The organism is Paenibacillus mesotrionivorans (assembly GCF_046098205.1).
Classification (GTDB): Bacteria; Bacillota; Bacilli; order Paenibacillales; family NBRC-103111; genus Paenibacillus_AR; species Paenibacillus_AR mesotrionivorans.
Genome location: NZ_JBJURJ010000005.1, coordinates 18,886 through 43,320 on the forward strand (window position 1 = coordinate 18,886; position 24,435 = coordinate 43,320).

The window sequence follows — 24,435 nt, forward strand, 5'->3', positions numbered from 1 at the left end:
ATGCGGCTACCGGTGCTTCCTGATCTCCTCCAGGAACGCATTGCCGTACTTGTCGAACTTATGCTTGCCGACCCCTTTGACGGCCAGCATCTCATCCTCGCTGCCAGGCAGCCGGACACACATATCACGCAATGTGGCATCGTGGAATATGGTGAAGGGAGGCACCCGCTCCCGTTCGGCGAAGGACCGGCGCAGCTGCCGCAGCTTGTCGAAGAGGGCCTCGTCCGCTCCGCCGGCAGCGGCGCCGGCATTGCCCCCTCCGGCCGCCTGGGGCAGAATTACCACCCGGTGGAAGACACGCTCCGTGCCTTCCAGCACACTGCGTGCCTTGGGGGTAAGGGACAGTACCGGGTATTGGCTGTCCGACAGGTTCAGGTAGCCATCCGCCACCAGCACACTGATCAGGCCGGTGATGTCCTTTTCCTTCACTTGTTTCATGATTCCGTAGGTGGGCAGCTGGTCAAAGCCCATCTGCTTGATCTTGGCATCCCCCGACCCCCGGAGCACCTTGGCGGTCATGGTGACGCCGAACCGCTGGCGCATGCGGACAATGCACGAAAAAATCTTCTGCGCCTCCACGGTAATATCATTAAGCTCCCGCTCGTCGGTGCAGCTGCTGCAGCGCCCGCAGGGTTCCGCCGTGTGGCCTCCGAAATACGATACGATATAGGATTGCAGACAGTCCGTGGTGTGGCAATAATCCACCATGTCATTCAAATTGCTGTACTCCTGCTTCTTGCGCTCCGGCTCCGAATCGCCTTGCTCCAGCAGGAATTTCTGGGTCATGATGTCCTGGGCGGCAAACAAGAGAATACACTCCCCCGGCTCCCCGTCCCGTCCGGCGCGTCCCGCCTCCTGATAATACGATTCCAGGTTCTTCGGCAGATTATAATGGATGACGAACCGGACATTGGATTTGTCGATGCCCATTCCGAAGGCGTTGGTAGCTACCATAACCTTGGTCATGTCGTACAAAAACAGCTCCTGGCTGCGGCTGCGCTCCTCATCGCTTAAGCCCGCATGGTAACGTCCGGCGGAGATGCCCAGCCGGTTCAGATACCGGTGGACTTCCTCCACCTCCTTGCGCGTGGAGGCGTAGATGATGCCGGCATCCTTGGGACGCGAGCGCAGGTAGCTGGCGATATAATCCTTCTTGTCCGCTCCCTTGACCACCGACAGGCTTAAATTCTCCCGCTCGTAGCCCGTGGTGATCCGCAGGGGATCGCTGAGCCCCAATTGGCGGACGATATCCTCCTTTACCACATCCGTGGCGGTAGCAGTAAAGGCGGCCAGCACGGGGCGGGGCTTGATCCACTGCAGAAGCCGGTTCACCGCCAGATAGCTGGGCCGGAAATCATGGCCCCATTGGGAAACGCAGTGGGCCTCGTCCACCGCCACCAGCGGGATAGAGAGCTCCTGCACCAGCTGGCAGAAGCGTTCGGATTCCAGCCGCTCGGGCGCCACATACACGATCTTATAGGCTCCCGCGGCAATCTTGCGGTACGTATCATTCAGCTCCCTGACGGAGAGCGTGCTGTTCAGAAGTGCAGCCGGAATGCCAATCTGGTTCAGGGCGTCGGCCTGGTCCTTCATCAGAGAGATGAGGGGGGACACCACCAGGGTGATACCGGGCAGCATCGCCGCCGGAAGCTGGTAACAGACGGATTTGCCGGCTCCTGTAGGCATCACGCCGAGGGCATCTCTGCCTTGAAGGATGCTCTCTACCAGCTCCTCCTGGCCCCTTTTAAACGAATCATAGCCAAAATGCTTTTTTAATTGGATGTGCGCCTGTTGCAACTTGCTGCCCTCCCAAATCCCCGCATCCGGGGTGCCTTTCTTTCGTTCGCAGCCTCTCCGGCTTGTCCGGAATTTGGCTCTTGTGTAACTGTACCATAGAAAAAAGGCCCCGTCACGCCCTGAGTAAGGGCGCCGTAGACCTGAAGTCCGCTGCTGCTTTTGCTTAAGCGGAGGCTGTGTGGTGATCGGATTTGGCTGCGGGAGCCGGCGCGTTGTTCTGGCGTTTGTTGAGCCAGTAGCCGACACCAAGGCAGATTGCAACAATAACAACCTCGATGGCATAACGCAGGAAACCGCCGCCCAGCACGTCAGCGATGAAGCCTTCGCCGGTAATCATCTTACCGGAGGTATAGGCCAGAATTGCCGCCCCCAGATAAATGATCTTGGGGAAACGGTCCATCAAGCGGATGACCAGGGTACTGCCGTAGACCATAATCGGGATGCTGATCAAGAGGCCCACAATAACCAGGGTATAGTTGTGGTTGGCTGCGCCGGCAACGGCCAGCACGTTGTCCAGACCCATCACCATGTCGGCGATAATAATGGTGCCTACTGCCTTCCAGATGCTCATGCCCGCATTAATATGGGCTTCCTCTTCCTTCTTTTCCACCAGAAGCTTAATGGCAATATACATCAGGAGAAGACCGCCGACCAGCTTGAGGCCTGTCAGACTAAGCAGCCAAACCACCAGAATGGTGGACACCGCACGGATGACAATCGCGCCGATGGTTCCTCCGATAATCGCTTTCTTCTGTTGATGCTGGGGCAGGTTCCGTGCAGCCATGCCGATAACAATGGCATTGTCCCCTGCCAGAAACAGGTCGATCATCACAATCGACAGGAGTGAAATAATAAAGTCCATCTGTGCCAAGTCCTTTCTGGGTATGAGTGTAAAGGGCACGTCCTATGTTTACCCCAAATAAGTCTTTCGCCCCGGACAGGCCCCCGTTGCAATAAAAAACAGGCCTGCTGCCGATAGGCAAAGGCCTGTGAAGAAACAGAAAACAGCCTTTACCGTGTTCGGTAAAGGTCTCGCTAACAACGTAACGTTGCCAACAAAGCCGGGGTTTCCCCGTACTGACGACTTTGCTGTAAGAGCTACTCCCCTTTATAGCCGATGAATTAGCTTAAATATAGGCCTGCTCCAAGGAGATGTCAAGACCTTTTTGCATGAAAACCTTCCATTGCCGCCGTATCAAATGCCACCCCCCGGCCGCTGTGCCGCTTTATCGCAAAACAGCGTTCATGCAGGAGCTTGCGCTTTTCCGGACGATGCTCTATAATCGCTTCTAACATGAATCACAGGCTTTCCCCAAACTTCCGCAAAACACGTTGCAGGAGAGAGTAAGCGACAGTATGTTCCGACAGGAAAGGCTTGCCACCGACTGAGAGCAGGCCTCAAGGAAACGCTCCGCCGAAGTTCACTCCGAAGTGGTGCTTTGAACCCCCGCCCCGTGCGGCCAGTAGAGGCAACCGGTCCCCATACCGTTATCATGGTCCAGAGGAAGAGATCCGCCGCTGTCTATGTATATTCAGGCATACGGGCCAACGGGTCGATTCGAATTAGGGTGGTACCACAGCTTCTTGCGTCCCTTGCGACGGAGGGCTTTTTTTATTTTCAGCTATAACCCAAATTTACCAAAACAGGGAGTGTGCGAAATGGAAAATTTGCAACTGGAACAACTAAGAAAGCAGCTGGACAGCATTAACAGCCAGCTGTTGGAGCTGATCTCGGAGCGTGCGTCAATCGCCAAGATGATTGGTGAGGTCAAGCAAAAGCAAGGGATTCCGAAATTTGACCCGGTGCGCGAGCATGCCATGCTGGAAAGCCTGGTGGAGGCCAACAAAGGTCCGTTTGACGATGCCACCATCCGCCACCTGTTCAAGCAGATCTTCAAGGCTTCCTTGGATCTGCAAAAAACCAACCACCGCAAGGAGCTGTTGGTCAGCCGCAAAAAGCAATCCGCCGACACGGTGATTACGGTGAAGGATCTGTCCATCGGCGGCGCTTCCTCCGTCATGGTGGCAGGCCCCTGCTCCGTGGAAAGCCGCGAGCAGCTGCGCACGGTTGCCGCAGCCCTGAAGGAATCCGGTGTGAAGCTGATGCGCGGCGGTGCCTTCAAACCCCGTTCATCCCCATATGATTTCCAAGGCTTGGGCATTGAAGGCCTGCAGCTGATGAAGGAAGTAGCCGACGAGTTCGGTCTGGCCACGATCAGCGAAATCGTGGATCCCGCCCATATCGAAATTGCCGGCCAGTACATCGATTTTATCCAAATCGGCGCCCGCAATATGCAAAACTTCGAGCTGCTGAAGGCAGCCGGCGAATCCCGCACACCCATCGTGCTGAAGCGCGGCCTGGCAGCTACCCTGGAGGAGTTCATCCTGGCGGCGGAATACATTGTTTCCCGCGGCAACAACCAGGTCATCCTCATCGAACGCGGTATCCGCACCTATGAGAAGTGGACCCGGAACACCCTGGACATCTCCGCCGTTCCGATTCTGAAGCAGGAAACCCACCTGCCGGTGCTGGTAGACGTGACTCATTCCACCGGCCGCAAGGATATTCTGGTGCCGTGCGCCAAAGCAGCCCTGGCTGCCGGTGCAGACGGCATCATGGTGGAGGTTCACCCGAACCCGCCTACAGCCTTGTCCGATGCGGACCAACAGCTGGATATTCCTCAATTCCAGAAGTTCATGACCGACGTCCTGGGCTCCGGGCTGTTCAAGAAATAATAAGATATATGATGAAAAAGCCGCCGGCAGCGATTGCTCCGGCGGCTTTGTTGTATGTTACACACACGGCAGGCAGTAGCGGATTGCATCAATTCGAGGAGCTTTTCACTGGCACATACCCGGTTTTCTCCACCAGCTCCTGCCCCTCCGGGGAGGTCATCCAATCCAGCATCTTCTTTACCTGCGGGCTGGTATTGGACTTGAGGGTGACCGCGTAGAAATGCCCTGCGAAAGGATAGCTGCCGTCCCGGATGGTATCCGGTGAGGGTTTGATCCCATTCACCGCCAGATACTTGATCCGGTTATCCTTCACCATGGAGGAGGCGTAATACATAAAGGTATACCCCAGGGCGTTTTTGGAATTGCGGTAGGACGCAACCTTGGAAATCACCTCGCCCATCCCTCCGGCGCGGCTGATGGTATCGGGCTCCATCATCTCCAATCCCTTCATGACCTTGTTCTGCATGGTAGTCTGGCTGCCCGAATCCTGCGGCCGCTGGTAGGGGAGAATGTCTAGATTTTTGCCCCCTACCTCATTCCAGTTGGTGATCTTGCCGGTATAGATATCCCGGATTTCTTGTATGGACAGATCCTTCACCGGATTGTTCTTGTTGGCAAAAAAGACAAAGGCGTCGCTGCCTAATGGTGTCATGACAAGCTCTTCCTGCCGGGACCGGACCACCTCCAACTGGGCTTGGGACGGCTCCGCTACAATAATAATATCCGCTTTTTTGTTGATGAGATTCTCATATGCATTGGGGGTTGTGGTGCACATGACGATGGAATACGGAAACTCGTCCACGGAGACATATACGTTGTGACGGGTCTCTGTGGCTGTGTTTTGTTTATTCCATTCCCCAAGTCCCTCATAAACCGTCTCGGCGAACGCAGCATATATGGGGTACAAAGCGGTGGCTCCGTCCAGCCGGGGCATTTCGTTCAGGTCCGTGAAGCTGAGCTGGGGTTTGTGGCCAAGCGTGGCCAAACCGTTGTTTTTCTTGAAAGGCGCTATCTTCGAAAGATCGTATTCGGACAGGTCGGTTTTCATCCCGGCTTCCCCGTATCGGAGCTTGGCGATTCCATCCTGGATCTGCTCCTTGTTGGCGATGCCGATGAATAGCCAGGTGCACGCGGCGATGGCAATTAGACAGCCTGCTGCACGCCACGCAACCGTCCTGCCGGAGCTCCGGCGGCTCCGGATGTCCCACCATACAAAACCCAGGACAAATCCGGCGGCAGCGGACAGCTCATGCACCGGCATCAACCCGCCTAACCCGCCTAACACCAAGAGCAAATTGACGATCAGATAGGCGGGATTGGCCCAGGCGAACACACCCCAAGCGGGACTATTGTAATTGCCGTTGGAGACTGTGTAAGCATAAACGGCGATGATAAGCAGTAAAACCAGCGGTGCCGCCACCGGTACATAACGCGCCCAAGGCGACGTGGGTTTGCTGCGGCTGCCTGTGCAGAATGCGATTCCCGCTACTGCTCCGACCGCCAGCGGAATCACGAATACCAGGCTTAATTGGCCCAGCCCGTATTCGCCTCCGGCATGAAAGGCATTGGACATCAGCAGGGGGACAAACACCAGGGATAACAATAAAGGAAGAGCCAAAAAGATAATCAATACAATATTTACGATGTACCCGGGACGCAAGCTTTGATGATCGGGTGTGGAACTCAAGACGCACCTCCATGGTAATTGAATCCAATATCCATACATCGGATACAGGTCCATCCATATTATAGCATAACCTTGTACGGCTTTTGACCGGACCGTGTTATTTCAGGAGATGTGCTACAATAATAAGGTAGTGTATGGAATGGAATGGAATAGTATGGTTTGGTTGGTTCACAAAGTCCTGCTGTCGGAGGTTAAGGCCATGGAAGAGGTCATTATTATCGGAGCGGGTCCCTGCGGCCTGTCCGCCGGAATTGAGCTGAAGCGTGCAGGGTTTGATCCTTTGCTTCTGGAAAAGCATGTGGTCGCCCACAGCATCAGCCAGTATCCCACTTACATGCAGTTTTTCAGCTCACCGGAGCTGTTGGAGATCGGAGACTACCCCTTTTCCACCCCCAACGATAAGCCTTACCGCCTGGAGGCGCTGACCTATTACCGCAATGTAGCTCAGCACAGCCAGGTCCGCATCCGGTCCTATGAGGAGGCGACGGCGGTTATTCCGCAGGCGGATGGAAGCTTTATTGTCGAAACGCTGAACCGGTTGGGAGAAAAAACAGCCCATGCCGCCCGTTCTGTGGTTGTGGCCACAGGCTACTTCGACCATCCCAATCTGTTGGGCATTCCCGGGGAGGAGCTGCCCAATGTGACGCATTTCTACCGGGAGGCCCATCCGTACACCGGGATGCGGGTTTGTATTATCGGGGGCAACAACTCCGCCGTGGATGCCGCCATGGATCTGCTGAAGGTCAATGCATCGGTTACGGTGGTCTACCGGGGTTCGGACTATTCGCCCAACATCAAACCTTGGGTCCGGCCGATATTTGAAAGTATGGTGAATAAGGGACGTGTCCGTATGCTGTTCAACTCTACGGTAGAGGTCATCAGCCTGGGCCATGTAAGGGTCCGGACTCCGGAGGGGGTGCAGGAGCTGGAGAACGACTTTGTGCTGGCCTTAACCGGCTTCCGCTCCAGCCGCCGTTTCCTGTCCGCCGCCGGGGTGACCGTGGAGGGGGATTGGGAAATCCCCAAGTTTGATCCGGCTACCATGGAAACCAATGTGCCCGGCTTGTATTTGGCCGGAGTGGTGGCTGCGGGGCGGGACGCCAATGAAATTTTCATTGAGACCGGGCGCAGCCATGGCAAGCTGATCGCCGCCCATCTGCTGGCGGGGCGGGCTTAAAGGCGCAGGCAAATGCGCGGGCAGCGCACAGGCAGCACCAGCTGGGAGCCAGCGAGCAGCGACAGCGTGGAGCGACAGCGTGGAGCGACAGCGTGGAGCGACAGCGCATGGAGCCAGCGAGCAGGAATTGCGCTGAGGCAGCGCGCAAGGCAGTGGGCAGAAGGCATGGGGCTTGCCACCAGGCAGTTGTGCCGGCAGCAAACAGACCCTAACGGGAGCAAGCTTCCCGTTAGGGTCTGTTTGTTGCGGCGGGCTGGCCCGGAGCAGCGCGAGGGTTATGTTACGGACCGTACAGCCGCTATTCGGCTAAAATGCGCCTATGTGAGTTTTTCGCGGACACAGGAGACGTTATTTGGCTGTTTCGAGCCCGGAATAGCGGCTTTTACCGCAGATAACGGAACCAGAGTCCACCAAAGCGGAAAAGTTCCTGTTTTCCGGGGAATAGCGGCTTCTCTGTCCGTTAGAACCCGGCTTCCGCCCACTCCCTCCGGCCACCCGTACACTACACACAATCTCCCGCGCTCCCCTGCCTTCAGTTCACTCCGCACCTTCCGCTCACTCCCTCCGGTCACCGGCACACCATGCACTGTCCCCCTGTTTCCAGGTCTTCAGCACACTTTCGCGCCTACAGCTCCTCCTTAAACACCGGGGTGATGCTAAGGCTGAAACTGAATTCCTTTTCGTTCAGGCGGTATTGATCCAACAGCTCCGGCCCGCAGGAATTGGAGCCCACTCCGCTCAGCTTGTAATCCAACTGCACAATGGTTTCCTTCCGGGGGGACAGCTCATAGGTGTGCTTCGCCTTGTCCAGATCCGCGGGTGTATAATGGGAGGCATTGAAGGAAAAATGCTCCGCACCGGAGACAAACTTCAGTCCCATCCCCAGTAGATTGGATACGATCACCCAGTCCGCGCCATAGCGGGAGCCGTTTTCCTGGGGCATCACGTAATTCTCGAACATGTCGTCCACGCTAACCAGATATTTGCCCTTCTTGACACTGTGGCGTTTGTCCATATAGCTTTCATGCGGCCCGTATCCGAAATATTCCACCTCTTCATTGCCTGCGGGCATAGTCATCTGCAGGCCGAAACGGGGAAGGAACGGCACATCCTCCCGCACCTGGACCCGGGTTTCCAGTGTAATCCCGCCTGCCGGGTCTACCTGCCAGACGGCTTCACCGTGGAGGATGGGCTTGCGGATATATCCCCCAAGTGAATAGTGGACTGCAATCTCCACTCCGCCAGCCTGCGTTTTGGACCAGGTGGTGTTGTACACCTTCATTCCGGCGCGGTCAAATCCCTCGATCTGCCACTTGTGGCGGATGTTCCGGTCATTATCCGTCGGCGCCCGCCAGATGTTGAAGCTCACAGGACCGGCCAACATGTGCACCCCGTGATAGGTAATTCCGGTAAACACACCCTCGTACAAGTCAAAAGCATGGCTGAACTCGAAGCCGGAAACCGCCAGCACATGTCCCCTTTGCTCAGCCTCTACCGGCACCACAGGCTCCAACGCAGCCGCGGACAACGCGGTGTCACCGGCAGCCTTGGCAGGCAGATGGAACTGGGCGAACACCACCTCATAACCGGCCTCCGCCCACGGATAATCCTGGCGGGTGCGCGCGCTTACTGTCAGATAATACCGTCCGGCCCCATCAGCCGGAAGCATATAAGGCACCTGCACAATGCAGCTTTCACCGGGCGTTGCATTTACGCCGGAGAGCTCCCCTTGGGCTACACACTCCCCGTCCTTTTCCACCTTCCATCCAAAAAACAGCGCGGACAAGTCTACAAAGTCATACAGGTTGGTCACGCTCAGTTGGCCCGCGGCCAAGTCCTTCTCGCCGATCCGCACCGGGGCAATGATTTGCTTCAGCTCCAGCAGGCCCTTATGAGGCTTCCGGTCCGGGCTAACCAGGCCGTCGATGCAGAAGTTGCCGTCGTGGGGCTTATCCCCAAAATCTCCGCCGTATGCGTAATAAGGTACTCCATCCTCCGTTCGGGTGAGAATGCCGTGGTCGCACCATTCCCATACACAACCGCCCATCAGCTTCGGATAACGGTAGATGACATCCCAATAATCCTTCAGGTCACCGGGGCCATTGCCCATGGCATGGCTGTATTCGCATTGAAACAACGGCTTCGTGTTATCCGGATTCTCCGCAAACTCAATCATCTCCGAGATGGAGGCGTACATCCGGCTTTGCACATCCAGAGCGTCAATATTAGGATCGCCGTTATATTTGGCCGCTGCGCCTTCATAATGAACAGGACGGGAGAGATCACGCCTGCGGGTCCATTCCGCCATGGCGATATGGTTGGGCCCGTAGCCGGATTCATTGCCCATGGACCACATCACAATGCAGGCATGGTTTTTGTCCCGCTCTACCATACGGACAGCCCGCTCCACAAAGGCCGTTTTCCAATCCGGGTGGTTGGTCAAAGTATGGAAGCTTCCCGCCTCCCAGGAGCCTGCGTTCACCACGCCGTGGCACTCCAGATCCGCCTCGTCCACCACATAGAAGCCGTACTGGTCGCATAATTCAAGAAAGCGGGGATCATTGGGATAGTGGGAGGTGCGAATGGTATTCACGTTATGGGCCTTCATCAGATTCAGGTCCTGGATCATATGGTTCAACGGAATGGTTTGCCCCAGCTGCGGATGGGAATCATGCCGGTTCACACCCTTCAGCTTGATAGCCCTGCCGTTTACGGTGAATACCCCTTCCTGTATTTTCACTTCCTTGAACCCGGTGGAAAAACGCAGCGTTTCCCCTCCCGCCGTCAGATACAGCCTGTACAGATAAGGAGTCTCGGCATTCCACAGCACCGGTTTCTCCACCACTAACCTGATCAGACCGGAGCCGTCAATGTGAGCGCTTCCGTTGGCAACCGCAGAACCCGCCGCATCCTTCAATACAGCCGAAACCTGAACCGGACCGATGGTTTCAATCTCACATTGAAGTGCGGCATGGCTGAAGTCCGGGGCCAGCTCCTGACGGTTGAACACATCGCGGATGTGCTGCTGCTCCCGGGCTAACAGATACACGTCCCGGTAGATACCGGAGAATCTCCACAGATCCTGATCCTCCAGATAAGTTCCGTCGCACCACTTCAGCACCATAACGGCGATCCGGTTGACGCCTGAGTGCAGCTTATCGGTGATGCGGAATTCTGCAGGAATCCGGCTGCCTTGGCTGTAGCCCGCATATTCTCCGTTTACCCACAGATAGAAGCAGGAGTTGACCCCTTCGAACACCAGATATTGTTCCTTGTCCTTCCATGTATCCTTCAACCGGAATTCTCTGACATACAGCCCCGCGGGATTGGCATCGGGTACAAATGGAGGATCGAAGGGAATCGGATAATTCACGTTGGTATAATGCAGCTGGTCATAGCCGTTGGTCTGCCAGCAGGAGGGCACCAGCAGATCGTCCCACCCGGAAACCTCCGCATCCGCGCGGTAAAAGTCCTCCGGCACCTCTTTGACACTGGGGTAGTAGCTGAACTTCCAACCGCCGTTCAGTGTCTGGTAGTGGGGCGAAGCACCTCTTTTGGCGGAATCTGCGGAGGCCTCGTCCCGGTATGGAATGTAATAAGCCCGGGGTGCCTCACGGTTTTCCTGCAGCACCTCAGGGTTCTCCCAATATCGGTTTACCTGAATCATCACCATCGCTCCTTTGTGTTCGGATATAACGATATGATTATTATAATAGTTGATTTCCCTTTCATCTATGGAAATTTATTAAATGAGAATAAAACAATATGAATATATAAAAGAAAATACTAGCCAGATTATCCGCTTGTTGAGCAGCCCCGAAGCAGCTTGTGAGCAGCTTGCGAGCGGCTTCGGCAGCGGCTTCTGCACAACTACCGCACGGCAGCTTCCGCAGTGGCTCGGGAGAGGCTTCGGCACGGTTTCGGCAGTGGCTTCGGCGGCAGCTTCGGCTTGGCTTCGGCGGCAGCTTCAGTAACGGCTTCTTGGAGTTACCCCCGCTGTGCTAACGGACCAGAAATCCGTTATTTATCAAAAATGCACTCTTATGAAAATCTTGCGGACCAAGGATCCGTTATTTGCTTGCCCGCCCCTCCAAAAACCACATTTTGATCCAAATAAGGGCTTCTCAGTCCGTAAAAACGGGAATACGACGTTTTTTCAGAAAATAACGGAACCTGGGTCCGTTAGCAAAACCACTACACAAAAAACCAAGGAGCGTTAGCGGGGACAAACCGCCTGGCTCCTTGGTCTTATTGATTTTACTTAGAATCAACAGCTTCTCTTAGTTGCTGCGCCACGCGATATAACGCATCAACATGGCGGACAGCTCCGCCCGGGAGACTGCACTGGCGGGCTCCAGGAGGTTGCCTTCTTTGCCGTTCAGGATACCGGCCGACACAGCCCAAGCCATGGCATCGTTTGCCCAGCCGGAGATCTCTCCGCTGTCCGCAAAGCTTTTGCCGTTGCTGCTTGGCGCAGGCTGACCGGCGTACCGGTGCAGGATCGTAGCCAACTGCTCCCGCGTGATGGAAGCTTCCGGAGCGCTGCCGTCGCTGATGCCAGAGGCCGCCGCCCAATCCTTAGCCTTGCTGTACCAATATTCCCCTCCGTCGGTCTCCACACCCTGCAGGCGCGCCATAACCGTGAACAGCATAGCACGGCTCAGTGTTGCATCTGGTGCGAAGCTTCCTTTATCCGTTCCGGTGAACAATCCGCTGCCGGTGGTGAAGGCGATCGCCTCGGCTGCCCAATGCGTGCCGGGCACATCCTGGAAGCTGACCTTGTGGTCAGTCACCTCTACGGTCATATTGCTCTTGGCGGTAAAGCTTACTCCCTCCGCTGAAACTACCGTTCCGATGATCTCCCGGGTTCCGTTATCCCGGACCGCATAAACCACCGTGGAAGCAGAAGCATTCGTAAACGGAACAGTGACCTGCGCCCGTGCCACACCTTCCGGCATAACAACAGCGGAGGTTACCTTCCCGAGGGCAGTTACAGTGGTTTCTACCTTAACTCCCTTCACATCCGTTGTGACAATACGGCTGCTGCCATCCGGTTTGCTGACGGTTTCACGCTTGCTTCCGTTTTGTTTGGTGACAATCTCGGTCGTAGTACCGTTGCTTTCCTTCGTAACCACCTCACGGTCCCCATTCGGCCAAACCGTAGTTTCCGTCACTGCACCAGTTGCCGGGTCGGTTACACTGGTGGTAGTGCTGCCGTCCTCGTTTTTGGTCCCGGCAGGAGGTGTAGTTGAAGCGGGTGGAGTGGTCCCTCCGTTTGAGGTCTCCGGGTCAGGATCGCTTGGGCTGGAATCCGAGTACACACTTGCCGTCACCGTACACGCAGCGGTAAAACTGCCATCCTTCGTAGTCGCCGTAATCACCGCCGTACCGGCGGCATGAACGGTTACCAGCCCCTGTCCGTCCACAGTAGCCACAGCCGCATTGGAGCTGCTCCAGGCTACTGTTTTGTCTGCTGCATCAGCAGGCTTTACATCCGCGGTGAGCTGAACCGTTTTCGCCCCATGGTTGGAATACAGCTGGGCGGTAGTCTGGTTCAGGGTCACCCCGGTCACATGAACGGGAGGTGTTTCCGGTTGCGTGTATACACTTACCGTCACCGTACAAGCAGCGGTAAACCCGCCATCCTTCGTAGTCGCTGTAATGACCGCTGTACCGGCGGCATGAACCGTTACAAGTCCTTGTTCATCCACAGTAGCCACTGCCGGAGCGGAGCTGCTCCAGGTCACTGCTTTGTCTGCCGCATCAGCAGGTTTCACATCTGCGGTGAGCTGAACCGTTGAAGCCCCATGGTTGGAATACAGCTGTGCGGTAGTCTGGTTCAGGGTCACCCCGGTGACTTTGACCGGCGGAGCTTGGTACTCTGCAATGGTCAAGGCCACATGGGGACTGGCTTTATGGGTATCCGTAGCAGTGTAACGCACCCAATACGTTCCCGGGGACAAATTGGCTATCTCCGTCCCCTCCACTGCTTTCCAGGTGATCCCATTGTCGGAGGACCATTCCATGGAGGCGTTAACCCCGGTAATGCGCCCATCCGTGGCCCCAGCCGCTGTTGCATCGGTATGTGTAAGTCCCTCCGGCGCAGCCTTTGGTCCTCCGATCACCATCGTCTTGAAATCATCGAAGTCCATGGAGGCATTGGCATAACCGTCAATGCCGAATAGCTGGCCAACCAGCTTGTTGCCGCCTGCATGGCGGAAATTGTAATCGGTGGCGATCACAGCATCATTGACATAAACGGTATACTTCTTGGCATTCCAGTCGGCCACCATCTTGATGTGGTACCAGGTATTTAATTGGAAGTCGATGAGCTTATTCTTTGTGGGACCGTTTTGCACCAGAATTTTGCCCATATCAAAAGCGGAAACCACGGAATAATTGCCGGTGCCGCTGTCATTCCTCACCATGGCGCCATTGGCGTATTGGAAGCTGGTATTCAACCGGGCGCGGTATTCAATGACAATGCGCTCATCCTCTCCCGACTTTACCTCGCCTGCAAACGGCAGGAACAGGTTTACTTTGCCTGAAGTAGCGGTTGTAGTCAGCCGGAGGAATTTATTGCCGGACTCTTCCTGAACCGCAGCCGCAGCTCCATTCGTCAGAGCCTCAGAGGTGATGCCGTACGGAAATTTGCCTACCGTATCACCGGAGAAATCCCGGTAAGCGTTATAGATAGCGCCGTCCTGATTATTGTTCAGTGACCCTAACAGCGCGGCTTCCGCCTGGGCCAGACTCTCCAGCTCCGCCTCAAACTGTTCCTTGGTCAGCTCGGCGTTTAAAGCCATGGGCTCTGCCTTGTTCACCTCAGCCACGAAGGCATCGTACTTGGCTTGGCTATAGTTGCCTAATCCATCGCCCAACGGATAGGAGAGGTTAACCAGCTTATTGTTCAGCTGGTTTACCACTTCGTCCAGTCCCCATCCCGGAATCACCTCTACGGCAATAGCCGCAGGAAGATCACGGCCATCCACCTTCAAGGTGGCCGGCACCTGAACCGTACCCAGGGAGCTGAAATTCAAGCCCTCCGGCTGCCAGCTCACCACATCCGCCTGCTTCGGCACATTATGGTAAACAACATCCACAACAGAGGGCCGCTTCGGTGCCATACCGGAGGATGTCTTCACGGTAGAAGCAACCTGAACTGCATCAGAGGACGCAACCACCGTCGCGGTGAAGATGGCCTGTTTGCCTTTGTAATCGGCAGTAATAAGCGCTGTACCCGGTGAAACTGCATAGACCGATTGTGTAACCGAATCTGCGACAATTCTGGCTACTCCGGGATTGCTGCTGGTATATTGGACATCCCCTGCCGGTGCATTCACCATCTCATAGTTTGAAAAACGGGCGGTTATTTGCAAGGGACGGCTTGTTTGTCCGGCTGTCAGCAGGCGGTCCAAACCGCCGTATGCAATGGACTGGACAGCTTTGGGCGCCGCGGCGACAGTAATGGCCGCAGTTGTGGTTTTACCGTTATAGGTGGCAGTGATGGTGGCGCTGCCTGCACCAACAGCATTGACGTAGCCGCCTCCATCAACAACAGCTACTCTGGTGTCGGAGGAGGTGATTACGGCTCCTGTCTCCACAGCGGAATACGTTGTGCCTGTCACCGTATACAGCGGCAGCGGCAAGGAGCCATTCAGCCCCAAGGTATACCCCGGTGCACCGAATAACAGCTCCGATGTGTTCAGCCTAACAAGATCCAGACTGTCGATGTCGGCGAAATTGTTGCCCTTCGAGAACCGGAGGACATTGCTGCCTTCCTTCAGATACAGCTTCGCTGAAGAAAGCCCCCAGCGGTTCACTCCTGAATAAACAATGCCCAAGTTGGCACCGGAGCCCCCGTTGACCGACAGAATATGGGACGCATCGTTGGCACTGGGTGAGCCATTGGCATTGCGCACGGCCAGCAGATAAAAACCCGCCTCCGGCACGTTAACGGTAAATTGGACAACATCATTGGGATTGTTGAGGTTTGTGACCTTCATTCCCCCGGAAGCACTGGGCTCCCGACGGACAGCGGGCGTCCCTTCACCGGCCGGGTCCTTCACCAGCTGTGCCTGCTCCGCTTCATAACGCTGTCTCACCGGCTCGCCGGAGGGTACGGCAATTGGAGTGTTGGGATCCACCGGCACACCCAGGTTCGGTGTATGGTCGGCATTCCACGTGAACTTCTGCGTGTGGACCTTGCGGGTCCAGCCTGATCCCGGCCAGCGGGCCGCATGATAAATGATCCAGTCCTCGGTGCCGTCCGGAGACGAGACGATACTGTGATGGCCAGGGCCGTAAACGCCGTTGGCGCTGGAGAAAATCGGCTGGTCTTTTTTGACCCAGGATGCGGGATTCATCAAATCGTCGCCTGTTTTGGCTGTAATTAGTCCCAGACAGTAGCTGTCCGTCCAGCTTCCGTTGGCGGAATAAATCAGGTTGATGGTGTCGTCCTTAACCGTAACCTGAGGGCCTTCATTAATTCTGGCCGGAAGCGACTCCCAGTCGTATTGGGATGTGGAAATCAACACCCGCTCCGAGCTGATGGTCCACGGGTTGCTCATTTTGGCGATGTATAGGTTCTGGAAGCTTCCATCCGTTTCCTCCCAGCCGGACCAGATGAAATAATGCTGCTCCCCAACCGTCAGCACCGTGCCGTCAATGGCCCAACGGTCACTGGGATCGGTAATTTTGCCCTTAAACTCCCATGTACCTGTCATAGGATCGGCACTGGAATTTTCCACCACATACATGCGGTGGTTGGCATTAGTTCCGTTGTCAGCGGCAAAGTAGACATACCATTTATAATTGCCGTCGGTATCCTTCAAATAATGCATCTCCGGGGCCCACACATTGGAGCTGTACATGGTGCCGGACACCGGTGACCAGGTCAGGCGTCTTTCCCCCGCCTCAATGCCGGAGATGGTCTTCGATCTGCGGATCATGACACCGCTGCTGTTAGCAAAAGCATTGTAGTAATAGCCGTCCGTATGCTTATAAACCCACGGGTCAGCGCCTGTTTGCATAATCACGTTGTAAAAATCCGACACTGTTTTGCCCTCCTGTGCAGAAACCGAATCCGGCTTGGATTGCCCCGGCTCTGCCGCCGCAGCCACTCCGCCCCATTGCGGGAGCATCAGCAGCACCGCGAGAAAAAGCAGCAGAGACCTGAATTTTTTCTTGACCATTTGTACGCCTCCTTGGAATCTTCGCTGCCCGTTGACTGACATGCTGCCTAAACCGCTTTCATTTCCTTGTCCCCTTGTTGGATCAGGCTTTCCCATCCGTTCCCTCATTCTACCTTTCCAGAAACCGCATAAAAATGGACAATCTTAAATTGTTTTTGTAATCGTTTTAAATGTTGCGCAGCATATTCAGCAGCACTTTTACTGCCTCTGCCCGTGTTGCCTGATCGCCGGGAGCGAATTGATTCCCTTCCCTGCCTGCCAAAATGCCCCGTTTGCTCAAGGCCGCTGCGGCCCCTTTGGCCCAATCGGGAATAGCCGTGTCATCTGCAAACGCTGTGGATGATGCCGATTCGTCTTTAAGGCCCAGCGCGTTGGCAATCATCTTGACCATCTCACTGCGGGTAATTCTGGCATCCGGGCGGAAGGAGCCGTCCTCGTAGCCGGAAATAATCCCTGCTTGCACCGCCTGGGCCACAGCGTTCAGCGCCCATTCGCCAATTTTTTCCAAATCGGTAAACGGCAGCGGCTCGCTATTCAAGAGCTTCTCTTGCGGCCGAAGCGCATTAATGAGCATAACAGCAAATTCTGCGCGTGTTACAGCTCCATCCGGCTTGAATGTGCCGTCGGGATAACCGCTGACGATTCCCAGCTCAACCGCTTGTTTAATATCGGATTCCGCCCAGTGCGCCGCCAGGTCACGGAAGCTGACTGCCGGTTTCGAAGCGGGAGGGGTTGCCGGCTGGCGGGCGCTGTTTCCGGGTTTCACCGGCACTTCCGGTGGTACTGGAAGAGGACTTTCCCCGGAAGAATCCCCATCTGACGAACTGTCCCCGGAAGAGCCTCCCGAACTATTCACCGTCCACTGCGCATACAGAGTTATATCCGCTCCGCCCATTGTGAACGTTTGGCCTTCCTTATAACCGGCTCCGCTGCCGTCCGCCTGCACATTCCAGCCGGCAAAGCTATACCCGGGCTTATCCAGACCGCCGGTGTTGCCATAGACGGAGACGGTGACACCTTGCTCATAGCTGCCGCCATCTGCCGGCGCCAAACCGCTTGCCGCACCGTTGGCGTTATAAATCACCTTGTAGGACGGCGCTTGGAACACCGCTGTAATGACCACCTCCTCGTCGGGCATGGTAAAGGTATTATCGTTCACCTTCAAGCTGCTGGGGGCATCCACTCTCCAGCCCTTGAAGAGCTGACCCGGGTCCGGCGTGGCGGTGAGAGTAACCGCCATGTCCTTCACGGCGGATGCCAGACTGGCACTTGCAGTACCGCGCCCTTCAATTGCCACCTTAATCGGGTGGCTGGCCAGGGCAAAGCTGTCTATTACATTGACGCTGAGAACCGCCGGATTCCCCTGATTAAACTGGATGGAGAAGTCAACGGTATCGCCGCTTTTCAGCCCCAGTCCGGCCATAGCCTCCTGCTTGATAGTCAGAGTTTCCCCGTTGACCGTATACCCCTCCGGTCCCAAGGGGCTATTGTATACAGAACCGGTCACTGTTGACGCGTATACCACCCCGGTTACGGACTGCGCTTCATTCCAGATAATACTCGTGTTTATATCCCCGGGAACATACAGATCATAGGTCGCCTTTTCCGGGCTGACATCCGCATCCTTCTTGGAGACCGCAATGGTGAAATCCTTGGAGTAGCTCACGCCCGCTCCGCTTCCTTCTTCAATCGTGGCCGTAACCACCGCTGTTCCCGCTCTAGTAGCGGACAGCACATTCCCGTCCAGGCTGGCTCTGGTTTGCCCGGCATCCTTGATGCTCCAAGTAATGCTTTTGCGGGTAGCCCAATCCGGAGTGACCGTACCCAGAAGAGTCAGATCCTGTCCGGCCTGAAATGCAGCAGGGACATCCATGATGTCGGACACCGCGTGGAAGGCAGTGTCATACAGGTTGCGCAGCTCAATCTTAAACCGCTGGTGGTCCTGCCCCTCATCATCGGCCAGCCGGATCACAGCATTGTTGCTTTTGGACGCGTCATTGACCGTAATCACCTTGCCGTTGCTTTTGTTAATGATTTTGTAATAATCGCCGTCCTTCTCCAGACGCCACTGCTCCGTTTCCGAGGGGGTGGGAGCCGTTTCAATCGTATCATTCAGAATCAGCTCCTGGGTTGCCGAACCAGGCTTGACGTCGAGGAAACGTGCACCACGCATAATCAGAATCCGGTAATAGCCTGTTCCCAGATCCACGAACCGCATCAGCTGGCTATTGGTATCCCCATTGGAAAATTGGATAACCGCAGCTCCCTGATTGTACTTTTCGCCAGCTACACTCAGCGCCTTGCCGCTGTGCTTCGGCTGGATTTTCACCATCTTCTCGGGGTTCAGCTCCTTGGCCGCCGTACTCATGAATCCCCCGCTGAACTTATCCAGGGTCAGGCTGTCCATATTCAGCTGTCCGGTATCCCCATCCTCACGGCGGAATTCAATGCTGTTCTTGCCGGCCTGCAGTCTGACCGTCTCCGTGGCATCCGCCCAGGTGTCCCAATTGGCTGTAGGCGGCAAGGATACCTGCTTGATCCGTTGGCCGTTCACGTACATGCTCATGGTGCGGTTGGTCGACTGTACACCCGAATAACGCAGGGTGGACGTATAGTCTGCCGTATAAGGGACATTCACATCAAAGCTGATGGCATCCCCTTTTTTCTGAAATAAGCCGGCATAACCGTTGCCCTCAAACCATAGGCGGTCCCGTCCGATCCCCGGTGTGCCTGTGAGGGTTGCCGTCTCCGCCTGATACTTCCAGGGAGTGCGTTTGTTCAGATGGACATTATCGATATGGATAATACCGGGGTCTCCGTCTGTATTCGTATAGGTGATGCTATTTTTTCCCTTGTTCAGAGGAACGGTTACTACCTGCTCCTTCCACACCGCAGCACCTCCGGAATGAGGGAGGACCACCTCCTGCACAGGCACACCATTGACTTCAACCAACAAGGTTTTGCCGCCTGTCTCTGTGGCATACCGCAGCTTAAGATCATAGGAGGCCGCATATTCCACATTCACCGGGAATTCCACAGACGAGTTTACTTGAGTCAAGCCGCTCACATAACCCGTTCCGGTATTCCCAGCCTGAGCCTGAACCGTTCCGGCATCCGCTCCTCCTGAGGTGATGGCGGATTCCGCCTCATACGTCCAGGTAGCCGCTTCCGTAACTGTGATGTAATCCAGATTCACATTGGCCGTATCCCCGCTGTCCCGTTTGTAGGTGATGACATTGCTTCCTTCCTTCAGGAATACATTGTCATACCGGTCAGCCCACTTGTCCCATTGCTTCAGGCCGTAGAAATTAGCCTCCTTGATTCTGACCCCATTCACGTACACGCTCAGAGTTCCGTCGTTCTCCGTTCCTGCGCCGTAGGCCAGCTTGACCGAATAGCTGCCGGCATGAGGAGCGTTTACGTTGAAGCTGACCGCCGCTTCGGGTCCGTTGAGTCCTCCGGCATAGCCTGTACCGCTGTATCCGGGATTCACTTGAGCAATTGCCGCACCACCCGACAGCGCTGCATTTTCCGCTTCATACAAGACGCCTTTTTTGACAATGATGGCATCCAAGCCCAAGGCGCTTTTGCCGGAAAGACGCACGGTATTGCTGCCGCTGTTCAATTGAATGTTGTGAACGGTTTTCAAGTCGAAATTCAGCTTGTTCTCCGGCCCGGCATTGGATGGGAAATCAAGCGCAGCAGGAGTCTGCCCGTTCACGCCCAATGTCATGGTGACCGGGTCTGCCGTATTGTTGTTGTAGCGGAAGTCCAGGGAATAGGTCCCGCCAACATCCGTGTTAATGGTAAACTCCGTATAGTCGCTGTCACTGGCATTGCTGTACCGGGCGTACCGGCCGGAGGAGGCATAGATGCTGTTCATGGTTGCTCTTGTCGCCCCTGATAATTCCATGTCCTCTGCTTCATAAACCTCGCTTTTTTCCTCCCCGGAGGGGCGGCTCAGCACGGTGCCGGGGTTGGAGGGGATACCCAGGTTAATGAAATCATTGTCATCCCAATTGATCCGTTGGGCCCGGACCTCTCTGTTCTTGCCGCCTTGACTATGAGTCGGTATACCATGGTATGTATTCCAGTCCTCTGTACCGTCCTCAGATTTCAGGAATAGCGGCGATCCGGTGGAATAGGAACCGTTTTCATCCGAACGCTTCATAATCGGCACGGGATGTTTGATCCAGGCCGCCTCATTCTCTACATCCTGGGTAAGATCCGCATAGGACAGGCCAACCGCGTAATTGTCATGGGTATAGCTGCTGGCGGAATAAGCAAAGAAAACCTTGCCGTTGCGCTCCACCACGGCTGCGCCTTCATTCACATTATCCACGTACTTCTCCCAATCATAGGTGGGCCGGGCCAGCGTAATCTCTTCCCCCTCCAATGTCCACGGATTTTTCATCTTGACAATGGTGGGGCATTCATCGAATCTCACATTTCCCGTTGCGGGGTCGGTGTAATAGAAATATTTGGTGTAGCTCATGTATCTCTGGCCTTTGATGTTGACGAAACCGAGAGGCAGTCCATAGCTTTGTGTATTCAGCAGCCCCTCTTGGGGAGTGAGTCCGTCTCCATTATCGTAGGAACCCTTCAGCTCCCAGGTCCCCTCGAAGGGATCGGGCGAGCTGTTCTCCAGCACATAAGAGCTGGGATGGCCATACGCAAATCGCCCCGCCTCATCGCTTACCTTCGGACCGGAGGCGAAATAGATGTACCATTTGCCATCAATTCGGTGGGCATCGGGCCCCCAGATGAATTCCAAGTTATCAGGCCGCTTCCATACCTCCTTGCTCTTGGCCGTAGATACGCCGAGTATGGTTTCATGCCGCTTTAATACCACATTGCCGTCGCCGGCTGCCGAATAATAATATCCGTCGTCCTGCCGTTCAATGGTGGGGTCGGCCCCCTTCATCAGCGGGTTCAGATAGTGGGAGGATACATCCGCATAGGCGACATTGCTCCCCATGCCTACATTAACCAGCAGCGTAGCCAGGAGCACCGCCAGGGACAAAGCAAATAAACCCATTTTCCTCATTACATCAATTTCCTCCTCAGGGGATTTGGTGTGGAGCATTTGGGCAGACAGGAAACGACTTTTTGAATAAACCGCTTACATTTTGCGAAAGCTTCCCATGGGCTGCTTCCAGTGTAATGGGATCCTTCCCCTGCAAGCCTTAAGAATCTTTAGGTTTTTCTTTACAATTTTTGTTTTTCGAGACGCAGACTCTTCCATTTGCGTGGAAAAAAGGAAAAACCGCCGGAACTTCCTCCGGCGGTTTAAGACATTTTAATTAAGGTGTGTCTGAAAACTCCGAGGGGAGCAAATTTTAGCGAATTTTCGTTCCAGGCAAGGCACTTGCCCGCAGGTGTACCGGGGGTACGTCAAGGGGAAGTAACGAAGTCAGGGGCGAAAAGGCGTTAAAAGGGCCCTCAAGCGAGTTTTTAGACACGCTCTAAAATACCTGCTTGCGGATAAACTCCAGCACCGTGCGCACATGCTTCGGACCTGTGGCATGTCCGTGGGACGGGAAAATCTCGATCTGCTTCTCCGACTCAATGCGGTTATAAGCAGCAAACACCGCTTCAGGGGGACAAACCGTGTCCTTCAATCCGACGCTCACCAGCACGGGAATGCGGATGCGGTCTGCCAGCACCGCATTGTCGAAGTAGCTGAGGGTATCCAGCGCCGTCTCCAATTGCTCGGGATAACGCCCGATGTAGTCCGCCACCTCCGACAAGGAGCCGGTGGTGTTGAAGACGGCCCAGTCCAGATAGCATAAATTAGGAATATCCGCCACGGCAAAGCTATGTCTGCAGCCCACGGCACTGACGATGAGAGCAAGGCCCCCGCCTTGGCTTCCTCCGGCTACCCCTACACGTGCAGAGTCGATTTCCGGCTGCTCCAGCACCCAATCCACCGCACGGATAGCATCGGTAATATAGGATTTGTAGTAGCTTTTGTGTGGATCGGTGATGCCGCGGGTCACCCAGCCTCTGGTTTTGCCGCCTTCAAGGGGGGCCAGATCGCCGGTTTCGCCGCCTTGGCCGCGGATATCAATCGAGAAGACAGCCAGCCCGGCCAATAGATAATGGGCAAAATGCTCGGGCATTCCGCGGCTTCCGGTATACCCGTGGTAATACACAACACAGGGATACCGGTCCTTCCCCAAAAATTCAGGCACCAGATAAATCCCGTGAATGGGGGTGCCGTCAATCCCGTTGTAAACAACATCGTAAGCAGCTACTCCCTCAAGCGGCGTAGCCATCGCCTGGCGGGTACCGGACAAGGGAGTTTCCCTTGTTTCCGCCAACACATCCGTCCAGAATGCATCCAGATCCTGCGGGGCGTGCAGTTTGGGAAAATGCGCATGAAGATCCTTGATTCTGGTCTCAATAAACGTCATTGCTCTTCCTCCTGTTTCGTCCTGTTCGGGTTTCATTATGGAGCGGGACGTTTGGAAAATCAATCATTTTTGACGGATTTTCGAGGGATTCTGCAAAGCTTCTGGACAAAAAGGTGAACTTGGATAAAAAGAGATGAATCCGTTATCCATTTTTGGCATATGGGTCTGACTCTTTGGAAATGCTAACCAAAATGTTTATCAAAGGAGGACGAAACGAATGAAAGCTTTGACTTACCAGGGCATGCGCCGGGTCAAGGTCCGGGAGGTCGCCGATCCCACGCTGCAAAAACCCGATGATATCCTTGTCCGCATCACCTCCACCACCATCTGCGGCTCGGATCTGCATCTGTTTAACGGGGAAATCCCCAATACTCCCAAGGACTTCGTGATCGGCCACGAGCCGATGGGGATTGTGGAGGAGGCGGGACCGGAGGTCACCAGCGTCAAAAAAGGCGACCGTGTCATTATCCCGTTCAATGTTTCCTGCGGGCAGTGCTGGTATTGCACCCATCAGTTGGAGAGCCAATGCGACCAAAGCAATCCTTTCCTGCATGGGGATACCGGCGGTTATTTCGGCTACAGTGATACTTACGGCGGTTATCCGGGGGGCCAGGCGGAGTATATGCGGGTTCCTTTCGCCAACTTTATGCCGTTTAAGGTGCCGGAGGATGCCGAGCTTCCGGATGAAAAGCTGCTGTTCCTCTCCGATATTGTTCCTACCGCCTATTGGAGTGTGGTGAACGCCGGGGTGAAGGACGGGGATACCGTAATCATTCTGGGATGCGGACCGGTGGGGCTTCTGGCGCAAAAGTTTGCCTGGCAGAAGGGGGCCAAGCGGGTCATTGCCGTGGATCACGTGGATTACCGGCTGGAGCATGCGCGGCGCACCAACAAGGTGGAAGCCTTCAACTTCAAAACCACAGATAATCTGCTGGGGCATCTGGAGGAAATCACCGGGGGTGGAGCCGATGTGGTCATTGACTGCGTGGGGCTGGACGCGGAAAAAACCGTGCTGGAGGTAGTAGAAACCCTCCTGAAGATTCAAGGCGGAGGCCTCGGCGCGTTCCGGATGGCCACCAAGCTGGTGCGCAAGGGCGGCACCATTCAGGTTACCGGGGTTTATGGCATGAATTACAACGCCTTTCCTTTCGGCGATTTATTCGCCCGGAACATTACGCTTAGGATGGGACAGGCGCCGGTCATTCACTTTGTGCCGGAGCTGTACCGGCAGATCAAGGAGGAGGTTTTTGACCCGACGGATATTATCTCGCACACCCTGCCCTTGACCGAAGCGGAGCATGGATACCATATTTTCGATAAAAAAGAGGATCATGCCATTAAGGTGCTGCTGAAGCCTTAGGCGGGCTCGGTTAAAGCAAAAAGCAAAAAGCCCTTTCCCTTTGTAAGGGGAGAGGGCTTTTGGTGCTG

At 55.2% G+C, this 24,435-nt stretch carries 11 protein-coding genes; 4 read left to right on the plus strand and 7 right to left on the minus strand.

Annotation, left to right across the window (positions count from 1 at the left end; translation table 11 throughout):
• Positions 1-6: 6 nt before the first annotated feature.
• Together recQ and ACI1P1_RS08600 are read right to left on the minus strand one after the other, a co-directional pair.
• Entirely contained in the window at positions 7-1,797 is a 1,791-nt protein-coding gene (gene recQ / locus ACI1P1_RS08595; RefSeq protein WP_416215965.1) for a DNA helicase RecQ, read from the minus strand.
• A 163-nt stretch (positions 1,798-1,960) separates the two neighbouring features.
• The gene (locus tag ACI1P1_RS08600) at positions 1,961-2,659 is read right to left on the minus strand and encodes a TerC family protein (RefSeq protein WP_416215966.1); all 699 of its coding nucleotides are present in this window, start codon (positions 2,657-2,659) and stop codon (positions 1,961-1,963) included.
• A 797-nt stretch (positions 2,660-3,456) separates the two neighbouring features.
• On the opposite strand from ACI1P1_RS08600, the gene ACI1P1_RS08605 reads away from it, so the two are divergent.
• A complete protein-coding gene (locus ACI1P1_RS08605; protein ID WP_416215967.1) occupies positions 3,457-4,533 on the plus strand; it encodes a bifunctional 3-deoxy-7-phosphoheptulonate synthase/chorismate mutase in 1,077 nt (358 codons plus the stop codon).
• Positions 4,534-4,621: 88 nt separating this feature from the next.
• On the opposite strand, the gene ACI1P1_RS08610 is transcribed toward ACI1P1_RS08605, so the two are convergent.
• Positions 4,622-6,220 carry a PstS family phosphate ABC transporter substrate-binding protein gene (locus ACI1P1_RS08610; RefSeq protein ID WP_416215968.1) on the minus strand — a complete coding sequence of 533 codons (1,599 nt, stop codon included), beginning with the start codon at positions 6,218-6,220 and terminating at the stop codon, positions 4,622-4,624.
• Between the two features lie 199 nt (positions 6,221-6,419).
• On the opposite strand from ACI1P1_RS08610, the gene ACI1P1_RS08615 reads away from it, so the two are divergent.
• On the plus strand, positions 6,420-7,397 hold the full coding sequence (locus ACI1P1_RS08615) for a YpdA family putative bacillithiol disulfide reductase (RefSeq protein ID WP_416215969.1): 978 nt from the start codon (positions 6,420-6,422) through the stop codon (positions 7,395-7,397).
• A 625-nt stretch (positions 7,398-8,022) separates the two neighbouring features.
• On the opposite strand, the gene ACI1P1_RS08620 is transcribed toward ACI1P1_RS08615, so the two are convergent.
• Positions 8,023-11,064: a glycoside hydrolase family 2 TIM barrel-domain containing protein gene (locus tag ACI1P1_RS08620; protein WP_416215970.1), complete on the minus strand. Its 3,042-nt coding sequence runs from the start codon at positions 11,062-11,064 to the stop codon at positions 8,023-8,025.
• 82 nt (positions 11,065-11,146) lie between these two features.
• Here ACI1P1_RS08620 and ACI1P1_RS08625 point away from each other — a divergent pair, with 82 nt between their 5' ends.
• The gene (locus ACI1P1_RS08625; protein ID WP_416215971.1) at positions 11,147-11,371 is read left to right on the plus strand and encodes a hypothetical protein; all 225 of its coding nucleotides are present in this window, start codon (positions 11,147-11,149) and stop codon (positions 11,369-11,371) included.
• Between the two features lie 306 nt (positions 11,372-11,677).
• Here the strand turns inward: ACI1P1_RS08625 and ACI1P1_RS08630 are convergent, their stop codons facing one another.
• The 3 genes from ACI1P1_RS08630 to ACI1P1_RS08640 all read right to left on the minus strand — a co-directional run bounded on the left by ACI1P1_RS08630 (position 11,678) and on the right by ACI1P1_RS08640 (position 23,007).
• The gene (locus ACI1P1_RS08630) at positions 11,678-16,591 is read right to left on the minus strand and encodes a family 43 glycosylhydrolase (protein ID WP_416215972.1); all 4,914 of its coding nucleotides are present in this window, start codon (positions 16,589-16,591) and stop codon (positions 11,678-11,680) included.
• Positions 16,592-16,757: 166 nt separating this feature from the next.
• Positions 16,758-21,638, minus strand: a complete 4,881-nt coding sequence (locus ACI1P1_RS08635) for an S-layer homology domain-containing protein (RefSeq protein WP_416215973.1) — start codon at positions 21,636-21,638, stop codon at positions 16,758-16,760.
• Between the two features lie 418 nt (positions 21,639-22,056).
• Complete coding sequence (locus tag ACI1P1_RS08640; RefSeq protein ID WP_416215974.1) at positions 22,057-23,007, minus strand: acetylxylan esterase; 951 nt, start codon at positions 23,005-23,007, stop codon at positions 22,057-22,059.
• A 217-nt stretch (positions 23,008-23,224) separates the two neighbouring features.
• Between ACI1P1_RS08640 and ACI1P1_RS08645 the strand changes: the two genes are divergently transcribed.
• Positions 23,225-24,367 (plus strand): zinc-dependent alcohol dehydrogenase, encoded by a 1,143-nt coding sequence (locus tag ACI1P1_RS08645; RefSeq protein WP_416215975.1) that lies wholly within the window; start codon positions 23,225-23,227, stop codon positions 24,365-24,367.
• Positions 24,368-24,435: the final 68 nt, after the last annotated feature.

Bases quoted from the DNA above. Each gene is read 5' to 3' on its own strand.
- ACI1P1_RS08600 (WP_416215966.1), bottom strand. From the start codon at position 2,659: ATGGACTTTATTATTTCACTCCTGTCGATTGTGATGATCGACCTGTTT.
- ACI1P1_RS08605 (WP_416215967.1), top strand. From the start codon at position 3,457: ATGGAAAATTTGCAACTGGAACAACTAAGAAAGCAGCTGGACAGCATT.
- ACI1P1_RS08615 (WP_416215969.1), top strand. From the start codon at position 6,420: ATGGAAGAGGTCATTATTATCGGAGCGGGTCCCTGCGGCCTGTCCGCC.
- ACI1P1_RS08620 (WP_416215970.1), bottom strand. From the start codon at position 11,064: ATGATTCAGGTAAACCGATATTGGGAGAACCCTGAGGTGCTGCAGGAA.
- ACI1P1_RS08625 (WP_416215971.1), top strand. From the start codon at position 11,147: ATGAGAATAAAACAATATGAATATATAAAAGAAAATACTAGCCAGATT.
- ACI1P1_RS08630 (WP_416215972.1), bottom strand. From the start codon at position 16,591: ATGGTCAAGAAAAAATTCAGGTCTCTGCTGCTTTTTCTCGCGGTGCTG.
- ACI1P1_RS08635 (WP_416215973.1), bottom strand. From the start codon at position 21,638: ATGAGGAAAATGGGTTTATTTGCTTTGTCCCTGGCGGTGCTCCTGGCT.
- ACI1P1_RS08640 (WP_416215974.1), bottom strand. From the start codon at position 23,007: ATGACGTTTATTGAGACCAGAATCAAGGATCTTCATGCGCATTTTCCC.
- ACI1P1_RS08645 (WP_416215975.1), top strand. From the start codon at position 23,225: ATGAAAGCTTTGACTTACCAGGGCATGCGCCGGGTCAAGGTCCGGGAG.